Origin of the sequence: Flavobacterium phragmitis, assembly GCF_900112575.1 — a bacterium.
Classification (GTDB): domain Bacteria; phylum Bacteroidota; class Bacteroidia; order Flavobacteriales; family Flavobacteriaceae; genus Flavobacterium; species Flavobacterium phragmitis.
In genome coordinates this window covers 171,842-187,959 of the sequence record NZ_FOMH01000001.1, presented here as the reverse complement: position 1 = coordinate 187,959, position 16,118 = coordinate 171,842, and the positions used below count along the sequence as shown (strand labels likewise).

The window sequence follows — 16,118 nt, the reverse complement described above, 5'->3', positions numbered from 1 at the left end:
TCTAAAAAAATTATTACAATGAAAAAGCTTATTTTATCCTTAGTACTCATGGCTGTAACAACAAGTTACAGCCAAGAGTTAAACCTACCGGTGTTTACCCAGTATTTAGCTGATAACCCTTTTATTCTTTCACCAGCTTATGCGGGTATTGGAGATAACCTCCGTATTAGAGCCAATGGTTTAACACAATGGGTCGGAATTAAAGATGCACCAGATAACCAATCATTGTATGCAGATTTTCGTGTCCTGGATCGTTCAGGAGTTGGTATTTCATTATACAATGATAGTAACGGTAACACTAAGCAAACAGGAGCTAAAGTTTCGTTTGCACACCACCTTATTTTAGATTATTATTCTGAAAAATATCTATCATTTGGTATCTCGTATAACTTAAATACTTTTCGTTTAGAAACAGGAAATTTTGAAGGAGGCGGAGGAGGTCTTGATCCTACGGTAACAGATAATCGCCAAACTTCTAATAATAACTTTGATATTAGTGCGTTATACCGCCATAAAGGTTTTTATTTAAGTTTTAATGCCAATAACGTTTTAAAGAAAAACTTGACTAAGGAAAGAACGAATGAACCAGATTTGCTTTCAAACTTTCAGTTATATTCTGGATTTACTTTTAGAGATGGTGAAAACAGACGTATAGAATATGAACCATCGGTGTTCCTGCAGTATTTTGCAAGTGACCAGCGTTCTACAACCGATTTTAACTTCAAATACAGACGTTACAATCGTTACGAAGATTACTATTGGATTGGCGTTTCGTACCGTTTCTTAAACGACCAGTTCCCAAAACCATTAGCAATGGGTCCAATGGCTGGTTTTATGAAATCAAAATTTTATTTTGCTTACTCTTACCAGTTAATGTTTAACGGTCTTGGTACTTACAATTCTGGAACACATTCAATCACGATCGGATTTGATTTCTTACAATCTATCAGTAACTGTCCTTGTACGCAGAGTCCAGTTCACGATTAATCGTCAAATAACGATTAGAATATAAGCCCGAAAAAGGCTATCATTTTAAAGCGAGTCGCAACATTAGGTGTTTTTACCGCAATAATTTGAAATAAAGCTGCAATACCATTAAATTTGAGTTTTATCATTTTGTTTTTCAAAACGGTATAAACCAAAATTGATTCATGAAAGCAAAATTTTCACTTTATGCGAAACACATAGTTTTGTGCCTCGCTTTTTTATTTTTGCCGTATGCATTTACGTCAACCAATACCGTTTTTTTATTACCACATTTGTATACCAACGCGCATGACCGGATTTACTTCTTTATCTATTTCACGCTTCTTTGCTTTTTTTACTTCAACTATTATTATTTAATTCCGAAGCTCTACTTTTCAGATAAAAAGCTTCTGTACTATTTAATCATAATTGTTTTTCTTTTATTCTTTCTTTGGATTTCAACCGTTTTAGATCATCCAAGCCGAAACTTTTTAGATTTTGAATACCATTCTGGAAAGTTCGCCGGCCACCCGAAACCTTTTGATGGAAGATTTCCACCGCCTCCGCATGGCAATCATCCCATGTCTTTTGGATTCAAAGGAGGACCACCAACTCAATACGGGCATACGACACTTGTATATCTAATTGGCGTAGCTACCAGTCTGCTTTTTGCTATTTCTGGAAGACTGCAGAGTGTGGAGAAAGAAAAAGTAAAATCAGAATTAGCCTTTTTAAAAGCACAGATTAATCCACATTTTCTATTCAATACATTGAACAGTATTTATGCGCTTGCCTTAAAAAAAGACGATAAAACGCCAGATGCTGTAGTGCAATTGTCAGAACTGATGCGTTACATTATGGTCAATTCCAATGATGAGGTTATTGATTTAACCAAAGAGATCAATTACATCAGCAATTTTATTTCGCTTCAAAAAACGCGATTAGGAAATACCGTAAATGTTAATTATTCGGTGATAGGAAGTACGCATAGAAAAGTGATAACGCCACTTATTTTAATTTCTTTTATAGAAAATGCATTCAAATATGGTGTGAATCCCGATCAGACTTCCGAAATTTATATTAAAATTGATATTGAAGAAGAAATACTAACTTTATACGTTTCTAATAAAAAGACATTCTCCGTTCAATCCGATTCTGGTATTGGGCTTCAGAATACAGTCGAACGATTAAAGCTGGTATATCCTAACAAACATGCTTTAATGATTGAAGATACAGCAGAAAAGTATGTCGTAAATTTGAGCGTTAAAATACGATGATAAAAGCAATAGCCTTAGATGACGAGCCATTAGCATTAGAAATCCTTCAGAGTTTATGTGATACTATTGATTACATAGATTTGGAACGGACTTTTACGAAATCTGAAGAAGCATTCAAATACCTCAAAAAATATCCCGTAGATCTGTTGTTTCTTGATATCAACATGCCTTCGATTTCGGGATTGGATTTTTACAAAAAACTCCCGCACAAAACCATGGTCATTTTTACAACAGCCTATTCTGAATTTGCTGTCGAAGGTTTTACGCTCAGCGCAACCGATTATTTATTAAAACCAATCTCGCTTTCCAGATTTGAGCAGGCTGCAGAAAAAGCTTATTCACAATGGAAAATCCAAAACCAAAACATCGAGCAGCAGTATCTTTTCATTCGTGCCGATTACAGTTTAATTAAAATATTATTTTCGGATATTTTGTATATCGAAGGTTTGGATGATTATGTAAAGATTCATATCAAAGATCAAAAAACGGTTGTTGCAAGAATGACCTTAAAAGCCATAATCCAAAAATTGCCGGAAACAGAATTTGTTCGTGTGCATCGTTCCTTTATTATTCCGATTTCTAAGGTTTCCAAAATCAGAAATAAAATTATCTTTATTGATCAGACTGAAATTCCAATTAGCACGAGTTACGAAGAAGCATTTTTTATGCTTTTCGAAGGAAAGTGATATAGCACCGATTGTATATTCGATTAGGCTCTCCAGTACTAGATAATCTTATTATCTCTATTTATTTTACTAAGCTCCAGAGAGACAAAATATTTAAAAAAAATCAATTAGGTCAATAAAGCTTCAGAGGAGCTAAATCTACAGTGATTGTAAAAAAGAGATGTCGCTCCTCTGGAGCTCTATTGTCGATGGTAATTCGATTTCTATAAATATTGAGCTTCTCCGAAGCTCTTTTTTTATTTCCTAAAAATTTCCAGTTCGGAATTGGGATTTTAAATAATCTTGGTCAAATTTTGCTGTAAATATTCATCTATTCAAAACTTTACAAGAGCTTTAATGGCTTCTCCGTAGCTCTTTTTTTGTTTTCTAAAATTTTCATTTCCCTCAATGAAGATTTTAAATAATGTTGGTCAAACGTTGCTATAAATTCGTCTTTTAAAACTTTATTAGAGCTCTAAAATGGCTTCGGAGAAGCCCAATATTTATAGCATAATTTAGCAATCCCTACATATAGCCCCAGAGGGGCGACATATTTATCCATATAAAAAAAGAAATATTTATCCTACAATTAAATTTATTAACTAGATTTACCATTCAATACATTTAATGACAACATGGCTGATACTTATTCGCAACTTTATGTACAAATTGTTTTTGCTGTTAAGGGAAGAAAAAACCTAATTTATAAAAATCAGAAAGATGAAATTTACAAATACATTACTGGTATTATCACCAATCAAAAACAAAAAGTGATTGCAATTAACGGAATGCCGGATCATATTCACATTTTAGTTGGAATAAAACCGAATATATCATTATCAGATTTAGTAAGAGATATTAAATCATGTTCATCCAAATTCATTAATGAACAAAAATGGATAAATGGAAAATTTGAATGGCAGAATGGTTTTGGTGCTTTTTCATATGGACATTCACAATTGACGAATGTGATAAAATATATTGAAAATCAAGAAGAGCATCACAAAACCAAAACGTTTAGAGAAGAATATATTGAGTTTCTAAAATTATTCAATATTGATTTCAAAAATGAATATCTTTTTGAGGATGTTTGATTTTGTGTCGCTCTGCCGAAGCTTTATATTCTCACCACTTATTTTAATTGCTATAAATATTCCGCTTATCCGAAGCGGATTTTTCTCTAGTACTTTTCAAACTACTTCTTTCTTACTATATCGAGATTATAAGAAAATGTTTTTCATTGATTAGATATACATTTAATGGGGTAATTTTGTAGGTAAAATTTACTACAAAAAATATATTTCATCTGTTTACCTCATAAATTATAACGTTTACCTCAAACTTTTTACAACGCCTCAATTTCCAATAATTTTACTTCAAAATAACTGTTAATCATTTCATTGAATAACATTTAAAAAGACAAAAAATGGAAAGAAAAGAATTTTTAAGAGGCTTGGGTTTAGTAGGAATTGGTACTTTGGCCATTCCAATTATAAACGCATGCAGTAAAGATGGTGACTCATCAGAGGCATCAACTGGAACAGATTCAGGTTCAAGTTCGGGTTCAGGATCTTCTTCAAGCAGCTGTTCGGTAACACCATCTGAAACAGCAGGGCCGTTTCCAACCATTACGCCATCATCTTTGGTAAAATCAAATATTGTCATGGATAGAATAGGAGTGGCTTTTACCATTAAAATTACAATCAAAAACACCAAAGCAAGTTGTGCTGTACTAAAAGACGCGATTGTCGACATTTGGCATTGTGATAAAGATGGGTATTATTCAGAATACGGAGGAACATCAATGCAGTCAGTCAATTATACTTCTTATCATTTTTTAAGAGGAAGACAAACTACAGATGAAAATGGTTTGGTAACTTTTACTTCTATTTTTCCCGGATGGTATTCTGGTCGTGCGACTCATATTCACGTTCATATTTACAATGCAAGCGGAACTTCTCTATTAGTAACACAAATTGCTTTTCCAGAAGGAACAAATAGTGCGGTGGCTACAGTAAACGCATCAACAGCAAATGGCTATACAAAAGGATTGTCTGGTTATACTTATAATGCGTCTGACAATGTATTTTCGGATTCAGTAGCAAATGAATTAGGAACAGTTACAGGAAGTATCAGTGAAGGGTATGTTTTAACGCATACCATCAACGTTGCAAGTTAGTTTTTTAAAATAGTTTACCATGATAGCGCAGATTCCAGCCCAAATTTATAAGTCAGATTTAAGAGGCGTTTTCAATTCTGGAAAACACAATTGTTTTGCGACTTTTAATTTTGAACAATATCAGGATTTATCTAGAAATGCATTTGGATCGTTAAAGATTTTGAATGAGGTAATATTGGCGCCACAGCAATGCATTACCCGACTTATAAAATCAAAAACAAATGTCATTATTCTGCCTCTGTTTGGCGGAATCGAATATAAAGATAGTATTGGCAATACTGAGTTTCTGCGTGTAGATCAAATTCGCGTTCTGGCTGCTGATGACGAATTAACGGTTGAAATTTTCAATCCGTATGAAAATGAAAATGTGAGTTATCTCGAAATCGAATTTGATATGGGAAGACAGTATTTCAAGAACTATTTCCAGCAATACAAATTTGATTTTAGCAGACATAATAAGCTTTATTCTTTATTTGAAGTTGAAAGAGCGCTTGGGTTTATCGGACTTTATGATGGAAGAAAACACGGATCGTTTACTTTGAGAAACTCTAAAAATGGTGTTTTTGCATTTGTTCTCAATGGTGCTTTTGAAGTCGAAGACCGTCTTTTGGAAGCCAAAGACGGGTTAGCTTTAAAGGAAACCAGTAAAATTGAATGGGAAGCACTTTCAGAAAATGCCATTCTATTGGTTATAGAAGTCCCATTAAAAGCACTTAATTCATGAAAATCACTAGAATAAAATTGGCGTATCGTATTGTCATAGATAATTCGTCTTCTTCTTTGTGGGATAAATATGTTTTTGAAGATACATTCAAAGAATACCAGATGCAGAGCCAGCAGTTCAATTCGAGAACAAGTCCGAAGAATACTTTTCGAGAATTATTGAGTGAAAACGAAAAAGCAAAACAACTGCATTTCTTAACAGGAATCGCGGCGAGTGGCTATGTAGAACAATTAAAAGGAAACTTTCATCGTGTTACAGATGTTTTAGGTAACAACTATTTTCCTTTTCTCAATTATCAGTTGGACATTATAAATACAGATATAACCGATATATCCAAACATAAAATTGGAATTACTTTTTACACGCCTTTATTAAATTATTTCGGAATTATTGAAGGAAATTATTTGGTCTCCAAAAATGTTGAAAACCAAAACGAATATGAGACCATTATGTTTCCAGCTCAAAACAATTTGTCAATTTGTTTTATTAAGACAGAAGACTAATTCATCATCCAAAAACAAAAAATAAATCCTAATTCATTTTTTGCCTTTCCTGTTTTCTGTTGACAGGAAAGGTTTTTTTATAAAAGGCAGTATTGAATTGTGGTCTAAAATTGTTTTTATTCTTAAATAAACCATTTTTTTTGTAAATTTATAACGTTTTCGTTCTTTTTCTTGCTTCTTTTTTAGTTTATTCGAATTTATTACAAGTCTAAAAGTCCTATATTTGTTTTTCTTTCTAAAAAAAAACTAAAAATTATCAAGATGAAAACTTTAAACGATTTCGATTTTAAAAATAAAAAAGCAATTATCCGTGTAGACTTTAACGTTCCGTTGGATGAGAATTTTAATGTAACTGATACGACACGTATTGAAGCTGCAAAGCCAACTATTGATACAATTTTGGCTCAAGGAGGAAGTGTAATCTTAATGTCGCACTTAGGAAGACCAAAAGGCGCTGAAGAAAAATACTCTTTAAAACATATTTTAAAAACAGCTTCTGAAATTTTAGGAGTTGAAGTTAAGTTTGCTGAAAACTGCGTTGGAGAACCAGCTCAGACAGCTGCTAAAAACTTACAGCCAGGTGAAGTTCTTTTATTAGAAAATTTACGTTTCCACGCTGAAGAAGAAGAAGGAAATGTGGTTTTTGCTAAAGAATTGGCTTCTCTTGGAGATATTTATGTAAACGATGCATTCGGTACAGCACACAGAGCACACGCATCGACTACAATCATTGCACAGTTTTTCGAAAACAAAAAATGCTTCGGAACATTATTGGCAAAAGAAATAGACAGTTTAAATAAAGTTTTGAATAATAGCGTGAAACCTGTAACTGCTGTTCTTGGTGGTTCTAAAGTTTCGTCTAAAATCACAGTTATCGAAAATATTTTAGATAAAGTAGATCACATGATTATTGGTGGAGGTATGACATTTACTTTCATTAAAGCGCAAGGCGGAAAAATTGGTGAATCAATCTGCGAAGATGACAAACTAGATTTAGCTTTAGAAATCCTAAGATTAGCAAAAGAGAAAAATGTACAAGTTCATATTCCAGTTGACGTTGTGGCTGCAGACGATTTCTCAAACACAGCAAACACTCAGGTGGTAGATGTAACTGCAATTCCTGACGGATGGCAAGGTTTGGATGCAGGTCCAAAATCTTTGGAGAACTTCAAGAAAGTAATTTTAGAGTCAAAAACAATTCTTTGGAACGGTCCATTGGGAGTTTTTGAAATGGAAACTTTCTCTAAAGGAACAATTGCATTAGGAGATTATATTGCAGAGGCTACAGAAAACGGAGCATTTTCATTAGTAGGCGGAGGTGATTCTGTTGCAGCTGTAAAACAGTTCGGATTTGAAGATAAAATGAGCTACGTTTCTACTGGTGGTGGGGCTATGCTTGAAATGTTAGAGGGAAGAATTTTACCTGGAATCGCAGCGATTTTAGACTAAAATATCACAATTAACATTTTTTTAATTAGTTTTCTTCGATAAAGGGCTTATTTTTGCAAAAGTACACATCTCGTAATTGTTTGAATTACAGAATTTTAAAATAATGTTATATGATTGTAAGGAAAATATCAATAGTGGTTTCTGCTTTCTTTACGATGGCTGCCTTTTCACAAGAAACAGCATCGACTTTAGAAAGTAAGCCAGAAGTTAAGTTAACATATTTAGATTCTATTAAAAGTACATTCAAAAGAAACGATCTAGCTTCAAAAGTAGATAGTTTATGGATGAACGAATTAGTAAGTTTGGATATTTATGACGACCTGACCAAAGACATTCAAACCATCAACAAAGACGTTACTGTTGATCAAGAACTGCCGACCGAATTGCTAAAACAGCGTTTGGCAGCGATGAATGAGAAATCACCTTTTGAGATTGAATACAATCAAGGTTTAGAAAATATAATAAAGTCATTTCTTAAGAACCGTAAAAAATCGTTTTCTCGATTAATGGCTTTATCAGAATATTATTTCCCAATCTTTGAGGAGTCTTTTGCAAAAAGCAATGTTCCCTTGGAAATAAAATATTTAGCCGTTGTAGAATCTGCTTTAAATCCTAAAGCAGTTTCTAAAATGGGCGCCACGGGACTTTGGCAGTTTATGTACGGAACCGGAAAACAATACGCTTTAAAAATCGATTCGTATATCGACGAAAGAAGCGACCCTCTTAAAGCTACAGCAGCCTGTTCTGAATACATGACCAAGATGTTCAATATTTTTGGTGATTGGGAACTGGTTTTAGCTTCTTACAACTCAGGTCCAGGAAATGTTACCAAAGCAATTCGTCGCTCTGGCGGAAAAACAAAATACTGGGACATTCGTAATTACCTTCCAAAAGAAACTCAAGGTTATGTTCCGGCTTTTTTAGCTACAATGTATCTTTTTGAATATCATAAAGAACATGGAATTAATCCAGAAAGAGCTGTTGTTAAAAACTTTGAAACTGATACGATAGCAATCAAAAATCAAATGTCTTTCAAACAGATTGCCGATTTGTTAGACATGCCTCAGTCTCAAATTCAGCTTTTAAATCCGTCTTATAAAATGAATGTGGTTCCGTATTATCAAGGAGAACAACATTTTATTCGACTACCAAAAGATAAAATCGCAACCTTTGTTTCCAATGAAGAGCAGATTTATGCTTATGTGAAACATGATACAGAGTTTCGATCGACTTCTTCAAGACTGGCTGTAAAATATGCTCCAAAAGCAAAACCAGCTACGACGAAACCAGCAACAGTAGAGAAAGGGGATTTCGAATTTTATAAAGTTAGAAAAGGAGATAATTTAGGAGCAATTGCCGCTAAATATGATGTGAGTATTTCAGAAATTAAAAAATGGAATAACTTAAAAACAAATGCAGTAGCAGTTGGAAGAAGCTTGAAAATCAAAGCAGAAGAGGAAATTCCTGTTAAAGCTGTTCCTGTTGCAGACAGAGAACAAGCTGTTGCATCTGTAGAAAATAAAGAGAAAGCAGCTGTAGATATGGACTATGTAGTTGTTGCTGGAGATAATTTAGGCAGCATTGCAAAGAAGTTCGGTACGACTATTGCGGAGTTAAAAGAACTTAACAATTTAACCTCAAATAACATTGGTTTAGGAAAAACACTGATTATTTCTAAAGCAGCGATAGTTATAGAAGAGCCGGCTTCAACAGCAATTGCATCAAACTCGGTTGATTCATTCAAGAAAAAAGCGTCTTCTAAAAACGTTAGTGAAGATTATTACGTTAAAAAAGGAGATTCTTTATACAGCATTTCTAAAAAATATCCTGGAGTAACCATTTCGGATATTAAAAAATGGAATGACATTAAAGATGAAGATATTAAACCGGGAATGAAACTTAAAATAAACGGATAAAAGAAAAATCTTATTTAAATTTGGGTTTTATTTCATAAATTAAGAAAATGAATAAAACCCATTTTTTATTGCTATTACTTCCGTTTTTCCTGATTTCCTGTTTTAAAGGCGAAAAACAGAACGATTCTGTTTCTGGAAAAACCAACACAATTTCGATTATTATTGATGATCAGTTGTGGTATGGAGAAGTAGGTGATAGTATTCGAAATAAATTTGCTTCGCCGGTTCTCGGACTTACACAAGAAGAACCGCTTTTTACCATAAACCAATATCCGGCGCGTCTGCTGGAAGGATTTGTGACCGACAGCCGAAGTATTATTGTCGTTAAAAAAACGGCTGCTGAGAAATTCGAAATAATTCACAGCAAAAATTTACCGCACAACACTTTTCGTATTTACGAAAAATCTGTCGACGATCTTATCTGCAGTATTGAAGATAATTCGGCAGAAATCATAAGACAGATCCGTAATGCCGAAATTGAAAAAGTACAGGAGGATAACCGCAAGTCGCTTTTGAATCCTACCATTATCAAGAATAAATTCCACATAAATATTCAGATTCCAACAGGATACGAATACATGTTGCACAAAAAGAATTTTATTTGGCTTAAAAAGGAGATTATTAGTGGTAATACAAGTTTACTGGTTTATCAAATACCATTGCATAATTTTGAAAAGAGAAAAGACATTGTCAATTCCATTGTGCGCATGCGCGATTCTGTTGGGCGATACATCAAAGGTCGTGAACCTAATACACCAATGATAACAAGCGAAGCTTATGCACCCTATTTTTCAAAAGTAACCTTAGACAACAAAGAAGCTTTCGAAACCAAAGGAACTTGGGAATTGAAGAACGATTTTATGGCAGGACCTTTTATCAATTATGCTATTGTAGACAAAGCATATAACCGTCTTTTGGTTATAGAAGGTTTCTGTTATTCACCATCCAATCAAGAACGAGATTTAATGCTGGAACTCGAAGCTATTATCAAATCGGTTAAAGTGGAGAAAAGGTAGTTTTTTCCTTAACCGCAATACACGCAAAGATTATTGTTTCGCCACGAATTCACGAATCAACGCTAATTCATTAAAAAAAATTTGTGCTAATTTGTGTAATTTGTGGCAAAAGAAAAAAAGAAAATCCCTTTAATCTGTGTAATCTGTGGCTATAAATTTTCTGTCAACAGTTTCCATTTTTCCAAAATCACGTGCTATGTTTAAAAGCTTTGCAAACTTTACTTTTATGCAAAGTAATATATAACAAATAACTTAGCGTGCTTTGCGTAAAACCCTAGCGCCCTTTGCGGTTAAACAAACATTCGCATAAACCTGAAACAAATCATTTTAATATATTTCTTACTTTTGTTTTTATAACAAGCATAAAAACAAATAGTTATGAAAAAATTAACCGCAACACTAGTATTGTTTGTACTCTGTTTTGTTTCTTGTAAAAAAGACATAAAAACCGAAACAGTAACCGAACCGCCAAAAGTTTCAGACAGCATTAAAACGGAAGAGCCTGTAGTAGCAGAACCAGCTGACTCTGCGGCAGTAGCCAAAGCATGGCAAGATTTTGCAACTCCGAGTGAACCACATAAATGGATGGCCGACGAAGTAGGAACATGGAATTGTGAAATGACTTTTTGGTACGAACCAAATGGGAAACCCGAAAAGGCATCTTCAGTAGCCACAATCAAAATGATTTTAGGAGGACGCTATCAAGAAGCAAATTATGTTGGAAAAATAATGGGTGCACCATTTGAAGGTAAAAGCACATTGGCATTCAATAACGCCAGCAAAGAATACACCTCTACTTTTATCGACAATATGGGAACCGGAATGATGGTTGGAATTGGTAAATACGACGAAAGGACTAAAAGCGCGACCTTCAAAGGTGAATTTGTAGATCCTGCAACTGGAAAAAAGAACTCATACAGAGAAGTGTATACTATTGTAGATCCAAAAACACGTAAAATGGAAATGTACGACACTAAAAATGGCACCGAATATAAAAGCATGGAAATTTTAATGAAGAAAAAATAGCTTCTTCATTCTGTACAGTTTTTAAGAATCCCAATTGCAGTTTTGCGATTGGGATTTCTATTTCATGTAATTTTGTTCCATGAACAATAAACAACAAACCAAAAACAATAAACGATAAAAATGTTAAAATGGAAAATAAAGCCTTTTGAGGCATTAAATGTAAACGAACTATACGATGTGCTCAGATTGCGAAGTGAAATCTTTGTAGTGGAGCAAAATTGCGTTTATTTGGATCTTGATGGCAAAGACAAGAAAGCCTTGCACCTAATTGGCGAATACGAAGGCAAAATAGTGGCCTATTCCCGTTTGTTCGATGCCGGAATTAGTTTTGATAATGCTTCGATAGGAAGAGTAGTGGTAGACGCCAATTACAGAGATAAAAAATGGGGACATGAATTAATGCGCGAAGCCATTGCTGGAATTAAAGCTAATTTTGGAAAAGAGGCCATAACCATTGGAGCACAATTATATCTAAAAAAATTCTACGAAAGCCACGGATTTGTACAAACAAGCGAAATGTATCTGGAAGATGATATCCCGCATATTGAGATGATTAGGAATTAATATTTTGATTTTTAAACTGTTTGAGTTTTTCTTTCAGCATTTTGTTTTCTTTTTTTAAAAGCTCAATATGTTCAAGAATAAAATTAGGCATCGTAAACTGAAGCATTTTTAAGGCATCGCTTTTAGGAGCTGGATCTTCATCTGGCTCATAAATTTCTTCTTTGCTAACGCCTAATTCTTTTGCAATTCTTATCCATTCTACTTCCGATATTTTTTTATGACCATTTTCTCTTCTACTATAGTTGGATTGCGTCATACCTATTAAATCTGCGAGTTCTTCTTGGGAAATGCCTTTGGCAAGCCTTGCATTGGTGAGTTTTGTTTTAGTCATTTTGTTTTGTTTTTAATGAATTAAATAAAACAGACTTGTAACCTTTTAATTTTATAAACCCATTCTTGTAGGATAGGTTTTTATATAGCGAATCTAGCTTTTATTATGGTATTTGATACCATGTATCAACTCCATTACTGATTACTTTTATATTTGTTGTTGCAGTTGTAGTAGTAGTTATTGGTGCTGCTCCCATAAGTATTATGCTGTCACCTGTTGCTGGTTTTAGTGCAACTTTTGATGAAGTACCTCCGCTTGCAACAATTGTTGCTACTCGACCATTATTTGACACGGCTGCTTTAGCAAGATTGAATGTTACAGTAGAGTTTACCGTATTTATGTATAATGATGTTTGATCAGAGTCAGAAATGTTTGCATTTGTAATAGTGGTCTGAAGTTTATAATTTACACCTATTTTACCACTAATATAAATTTGAGCTTTATTTTGATTTTGATCGAAAGAAGTCATACCACCAAATCCTAAAACGACAGAATTATCATAAATTGTAACATGAGAATTAAGTCCCAACCTCAGTATTCCAGATTTATTGCCAGAAGCATTTAAAAAGTTTGTTGCTCGTATCGCAGTCATTAAATTGAACTTTGTAGAATATCTATTATCATAAGCATAAAAAGATAATTGGCCAACAATATCATTATCTACTCCTGGTTTTGGATTTTGGTGAGAGCCAGTGCCTTTTATAAAAGCAAGACTATTGAATGTGGAATAAGATGTATTATCGTCAGTAAAATTAGATATCACAAATCCAGGTGATGATTGGTTTTTATCGGACATTAAATTTAATCTGGGAGACATAGCACTAGCTGGATTACTCGGATTATCTGGAACACGAATACTGGAATCTACATCATTATTACCTCCTAGTCCTAAAACTCCATCAGTTGACAAACTCATTTTAGTTGTTCCATCTGTAATAAATGGAAGAGGCTGTGCGTCTTTTGTTCCTAATTCTTTAATTGCACCATTGGTATTACCTCCTAAAGCCCAGCCATCTGAGGTTTCGTCTTTTGAAACAACACGTATCCATTTGGTTCCATCATTATTATACTCTCCTGGAGTTACGGCGGTTTCACCTGAGCCATCAGTGGCTGTGTTATATACTTTCATACCTGCGACATGCGCAGCCATAGGGGCAAAATTGTCTGTAGCTTTGAGGGCTACTTTGGGTAGCAATAATCCTTTTTCGCTGGTTCCATCCGTTCTGTTTAAATCTAATACTGCATTAGCGTTAGGGTTGTTGGTGGGAATACCAACTTGAGCATGAAGATTCAATGTGCCTAAAATCCCCATCATGAACATCACTTTAAAATACTTTTTCATAAAATTTAAAAATTAAAACGCAAAATTATATCTGTTGTAAGTTTTTTCTCATTCGATTTTATGCGAATTTTGCCGCATAAAAGTTTAAGTTGCGTAAATTGTGGATTTTATAAAGAAATCTAAGACTTCTTTGGAAAGAAATTGGAGTTGGAAATTATTGAAGGTGCGTATCGAAACAGGTTAAAGTTTGAACTATTGCATGTCAATTGTTTTAAAACTATACCTTTGCTTACTTTGTTTATACTAAAACAAAAATATAGATTTATTTCTATATTTTGTGATTAGAAGTAGTTTTTTTTCAATATTTAATGGTTTATGAATACTTCAACGACGGAAAGGCTTGCTGAATTTATGTCTGTAAAAGGCATAAATAATAATATGATTACAGTTACAGCTGGACTTTCTATTGGACAAATTGGAAAAGCTATTTCAAATAATTCAGGAATAAATAGTACTTCTATTGAGAAAATTCTACATGCATATCCTGAATTAAATCCAGAATGGCTCCTAACAGGAAAAGGAGAAATGTTAAAAGTACCTGCTAAAGGGGAAGAAGAACTAGTTACTTCTGCAGAAAAACAGCAACTGGATTATAAGGTTTTGTATGAAGAAGCGAAATATACCCTAGAACTTCAAAAGAAATATATTGAGAATCTGGAATCTCAATTAAAGAATCTAGAAGATTAAGTTTTGTTTTGCCGCAAAGGCACTAAGACACAAAGTTTTAATTCAATTCTTGTTCTCCTGGAACGAAGAATCACACTAGGAATTCGACGAAGATTGCGTACCATACTTTGCGGACTTTCTAGTGCGATTTGCTTCGCCAGTTCGCTATCGCTCGAGTCTCCCTTCGGTCGAAATGACAAACAGTAACTTTTAATGCTTTGCAGCGCTGCTTCGTTTCTTGGAATTGACAGAAACAAAACTTTGTGTCTTAGTGCCTTCGTGGCAAAAACAAAAGGCGTAATAATAAAAATACCCTAATCTGATACTCAAATAACTTTTGTTGGATGCTTTAAAAAAAATTGTATGCTACTTTTGGCACAGTAGATGTTTTTAGTATAGCCAAATTTTTTTATATAATTAACTACCAAAACCATTGTTTTTTTAAAGCCGCGCAGTCTAAACCTCTGGGTGGCTTTTTAATTTTTTTACGTTTTTTCTGCCACGAAGGCACTAAGACACTAAGGTTTTTGAGTTTTGTTTGGATAACACTTGGAATTCGCTAAAGATTGTCCTCCATTTTTTTTTCATCCTGATGCATGAAGGAGAAGCTTCGGTATTGTGTGATTCTTCCTCCATAAGAAGGGCAAAAATAGAACTTTGTGTCTTAGTGCCTTCGAGGGAGAAAAAAGACTAAAGTTGTGTAATTAAAAACTCCACCCGCCGATCGTATTTATCGCCTTTTCCAAGTGGAAATTTATTACCACAGCCAATATATGTCATACGGCTTTTCGAGATTTTTTTCGAGATTAAATAATGAAAAACAGTTTTGGCACGATTCCATGAAAGTCTTCTTTCTTTGGTATCGCGATCTATGCCATCGCTATAAATTTCGGGCGTGCAACAGACATGACCGCGTATTTCAAACTTAATGTTTTGGTGGCTTAAAAGAGTTAATGCAACTTTGTTCAGTTCTTTTTTTGCAGAATCGGTTAGTTTGGCGCTACCGATATTGAAGAGAATGGCTTCGAGATAAACTCGGTCGCCTACTTTTAGTTTGTCTTTAAAAGAAGAATGAACTCCTTTGCCCAGACTATTTTTTTTAATGACAATTAAATCAACCCGCCGATTTTGCAGGCGGGTTTCCTGAAGATTTTTTACAGTGTCTGCCTTTACAACAATACGGCCTCTTCCTTCCAGAATAACAATTTTATTCTTTTTGAAACCATACCGAACCAAGAGATTCTGAATCGTAACCGCACGTTTATTAGATAATTTAAAATTGTATGAATCTGTCCCTCTGTCATCGCAATACCCATAAATCTGTATAGACTCAACCGTAGAGGTGTCTATGTTTTTTATAAAGCTCGAAACAACCGTTTTTTGCTTGTCTGTCAAATCATATCTGTCAAATTCAAAATAGATAGTTTCAACAGGTTTTTGCTGCGCCGATACTGTATAAAATGAAAGAAGAAGTATGGCTAGGGATAGCTTCAT

16 protein-coding genes are annotated in these 16,118 nt (G+C 34.0%); 13 read left to right on the top strand and 3 right to left on the bottom strand.

Annotated features, from left to right (window positions below):
- Window positions 1-18 precede the first annotated feature (18 nt).
- From BM289_RS00900 to BM289_RS00845, 12 genes are all read left to right on the top strand, one after another.
- Complete coding sequence (locus tag BM289_RS00900) at window positions 19-987, top strand: PorP/SprF family type IX secretion system membrane protein (protein WP_244165300.1); 969 nt, start codon at window positions 19-21, stop codon at window positions 985-987.
- A gap of 164 nt (window positions 988-1,151) precedes the next feature.
- Window positions 1,152-2,243: a sensor histidine kinase gene (locus BM289_RS00895; RefSeq protein ID WP_091490028.1), complete on the top strand. Its 1,092-nt coding sequence runs from the start codon at window positions 1,152-1,154 to the stop codon at window positions 2,241-2,243.
- On the top strand, window positions 2,240-2,929 hold the full coding sequence (locus BM289_RS00890) for a LytR/AlgR family response regulator transcription factor (RefSeq protein WP_091490025.1): 690 nt from the start codon (window positions 2,240-2,242) through the stop codon (window positions 2,927-2,929). The genes BM289_RS00895 and BM289_RS00890 overlap by 4 nt, the downstream gene beginning before the upstream one ends.
- Before the next feature lie 614 nt (window positions 2,930-3,543).
- The gene (gene tnpA / locus BM289_RS00885) at window positions 3,544-4,002 is read left to right on the top strand and encodes an IS200/IS605 family transposase (protein WP_091490021.1); all 459 of its coding nucleotides are present in this window, start codon (window positions 3,544-3,546) and stop codon (window positions 4,000-4,002) included.
- Between the two features lie 332 nt (window positions 4,003-4,334).
- Window positions 4,335-5,087, top strand: coding sequence for a dioxygenase family protein (locus BM289_RS00880; protein WP_091490018.1), 753 nt, complete (start codon window positions 4,335-4,337; stop codon window positions 5,085-5,087).
- A 19-nt stretch (window positions 5,088-5,106) separates the two neighbouring features.
- The gene (locus tag BM289_RS00875) at window positions 5,107-5,811 is read left to right on the top strand and encodes a pirin family protein (protein ID WP_091490015.1); all 705 of its coding nucleotides are present in this window, start codon (window positions 5,107-5,109) and stop codon (window positions 5,809-5,811) included.
- Window positions 5,808-6,314, top strand: coding sequence for a hypothetical protein (locus tag BM289_RS00870; RefSeq protein ID WP_091490012.1), 507 nt, complete (start codon window positions 5,808-5,810; stop codon window positions 6,312-6,314). The genes BM289_RS00875 and BM289_RS00870 overlap by 4 nt, the downstream gene beginning before the upstream one ends.
- A 261-nt stretch (window positions 6,315-6,575) precedes the next feature.
- Window positions 6,576-7,763, top strand: a complete 1,188-nt coding sequence (locus tag BM289_RS00865; RefSeq protein WP_091490009.1) for a phosphoglycerate kinase — start codon at window positions 6,576-6,578, stop codon at window positions 7,761-7,763.
- A 110-nt stretch (window positions 7,764-7,873) separates the two neighbouring features.
- A complete protein-coding gene (locus tag BM289_RS00860; protein ID WP_091490006.1) occupies window positions 7,874-9,679 on the top strand; it encodes a LysM peptidoglycan-binding domain-containing protein in 1,806 nt (601 codons plus the stop codon).
- 47 nt (window positions 9,680-9,726) lie between these two features.
- Window positions 9,727-10,695: a DUF4837 family protein gene (locus tag BM289_RS00855; RefSeq protein ID WP_091490002.1), complete on the top strand. Its 969-nt coding sequence runs from the start codon at window positions 9,727-9,729 to the stop codon at window positions 10,693-10,695.
- A gap of 378 nt (window positions 10,696-11,073) precedes the next feature.
- Window positions 11,074-11,721: a DUF1579 domain-containing protein gene (locus BM289_RS00850; protein ID WP_091489999.1), complete on the top strand. Its 648-nt coding sequence runs from the start codon at window positions 11,074-11,076 to the stop codon at window positions 11,719-11,721.
- Between the two features lie 120 nt (window positions 11,722-11,841).
- Complete coding sequence (locus BM289_RS00845; protein ID WP_091489994.1) at window positions 11,842-12,285, top strand: GNAT family N-acetyltransferase; 444 nt, start codon at window positions 11,842-11,844, stop codon at window positions 12,283-12,285.
- Here BM289_RS00845 and BM289_RS00840 read toward each other — a convergent pair.
- Together BM289_RS00840 and BM289_RS00835 are read right to left on the bottom strand one after the other, a co-directional pair.
- Window positions 12,275-12,616 (bottom strand): helix-turn-helix domain-containing protein, encoded by a 342-nt coding sequence (locus BM289_RS00840; protein ID WP_091489991.1) that lies wholly within the window; start codon window positions 12,614-12,616, stop codon window positions 12,275-12,277. The two genes, BM289_RS00845 and BM289_RS00840, sit on opposite strands and share 11 nt — an antisense overlap.
- Before the next feature lie 103 nt (window positions 12,617-12,719).
- The gene (locus BM289_RS00835) at window positions 12,720-13,958 is read right to left on the bottom strand and encodes a hypothetical protein (protein ID WP_091489989.1); all 1,239 of its coding nucleotides are present in this window, start codon (window positions 13,956-13,958) and stop codon (window positions 12,720-12,722) included.
- A 315-nt stretch (window positions 13,959-14,273) separates the two neighbouring features.
- On the opposite strand from BM289_RS00835, the gene BM289_RS00830 reads away from it, so the two are divergent.
- The gene (locus BM289_RS00830) at window positions 14,274-14,645 is read left to right on the top strand and encodes a hypothetical protein (RefSeq protein WP_091489986.1); all 372 of its coding nucleotides are present in this window, start codon (window positions 14,274-14,276) and stop codon (window positions 14,643-14,645) included.
- Between the two features lie 669 nt (window positions 14,646-15,314).
- Here BM289_RS00830 and BM289_RS00825 read toward each other — a convergent pair.
- Window positions 15,315-16,118, bottom strand: a complete 804-nt coding sequence (locus BM289_RS00825) for an OmpA family protein (protein ID WP_091489984.1) — start codon at window positions 16,116-16,118, stop codon at window positions 15,315-15,317.

Coding starts and splice junctions, on each gene's coding strand:
- BM289_RS00825 (WP_091489984.1), bottom strand. CDS start 16,118: ATGAAGCTATCCCTAGCCATACTTCTTCTTTCATTTTATACAGTATCG.
- BM289_RS00845 (WP_091489994.1), top strand. CDS start 11,842: ATGTTAAAATGGAAAATAAAGCCTTTTGAGGCATTAAATGTAAACGAA.
- BM289_RS00890 (WP_091490025.1), top strand. CDS start 2,240: ATGATAAAAGCAATAGCCTTAGATGACGAGCCATTAGCATTAGAAATC.
- BM289_RS00870 (WP_091490012.1), top strand. CDS start 5,808: ATGAAAATCACTAGAATAAAATTGGCGTATCGTATTGTCATAGATAAT.
- BM289_RS00895 (WP_091490028.1), top strand. CDS start 1,152: ATGAAAGCAAAATTTTCACTTTATGCGAAACACATAGTTTTGTGCCTC.
- BM289_RS00860 (WP_091490006.1), top strand. CDS start 7,874: ATGATTGTAAGGAAAATATCAATAGTGGTTTCTGCTTTCTTTACGATG.
- BM289_RS00830 (WP_091489986.1), top strand. CDS start 14,274: ATGAATACTTCAACGACGGAAAGGCTTGCTGAATTTATGTCTGTAAAA.
- BM289_RS00900 (WP_244165300.1), top strand. CDS start 19: ATGAAAAAGCTTATTTTATCCTTAGTACTCATGGCTGTAACAACAAGT.
- BM289_RS00840 (WP_091489991.1), bottom strand. CDS start 12,616: ATGACTAAAACAAAACTCACCAATGCAAGGCTTGCCAAAGGCATTTCC.
- BM289_RS00850 (WP_091489999.1), top strand. CDS start 11,074: ATGAAAAAATTAACCGCAACACTAGTATTGTTTGTACTCTGTTTTGTT.
- BM289_RS00880 (WP_091490018.1), top strand. CDS start 4,335: ATGGAAAGAAAAGAATTTTTAAGAGGCTTGGGTTTAGTAGGAATTGGT.
- BM289_RS00875 (WP_091490015.1), top strand. CDS start 5,107: ATGATAGCGCAGATTCCAGCCCAAATTTATAAGTCAGATTTAAGAGGC.
- tnpA (WP_091490021.1), top strand. CDS start 3,544: ATGGCTGATACTTATTCGCAACTTTATGTACAAATTGTTTTTGCTGTT.
- BM289_RS00855 (WP_091490002.1), top strand. CDS start 9,727: ATGAATAAAACCCATTTTTTATTGCTATTACTTCCGTTTTTCCTGATT.
- BM289_RS00865 (WP_091490009.1), top strand. CDS start 6,576: ATGAAAACTTTAAACGATTTCGATTTTAAAAATAAAAAAGCAATTATC.
- BM289_RS00835 (WP_091489989.1), bottom strand. CDS start 13,958: ATGAAAAAGTATTTTAAAGTGATGTTCATGATGGGGATTTTAGGCACA.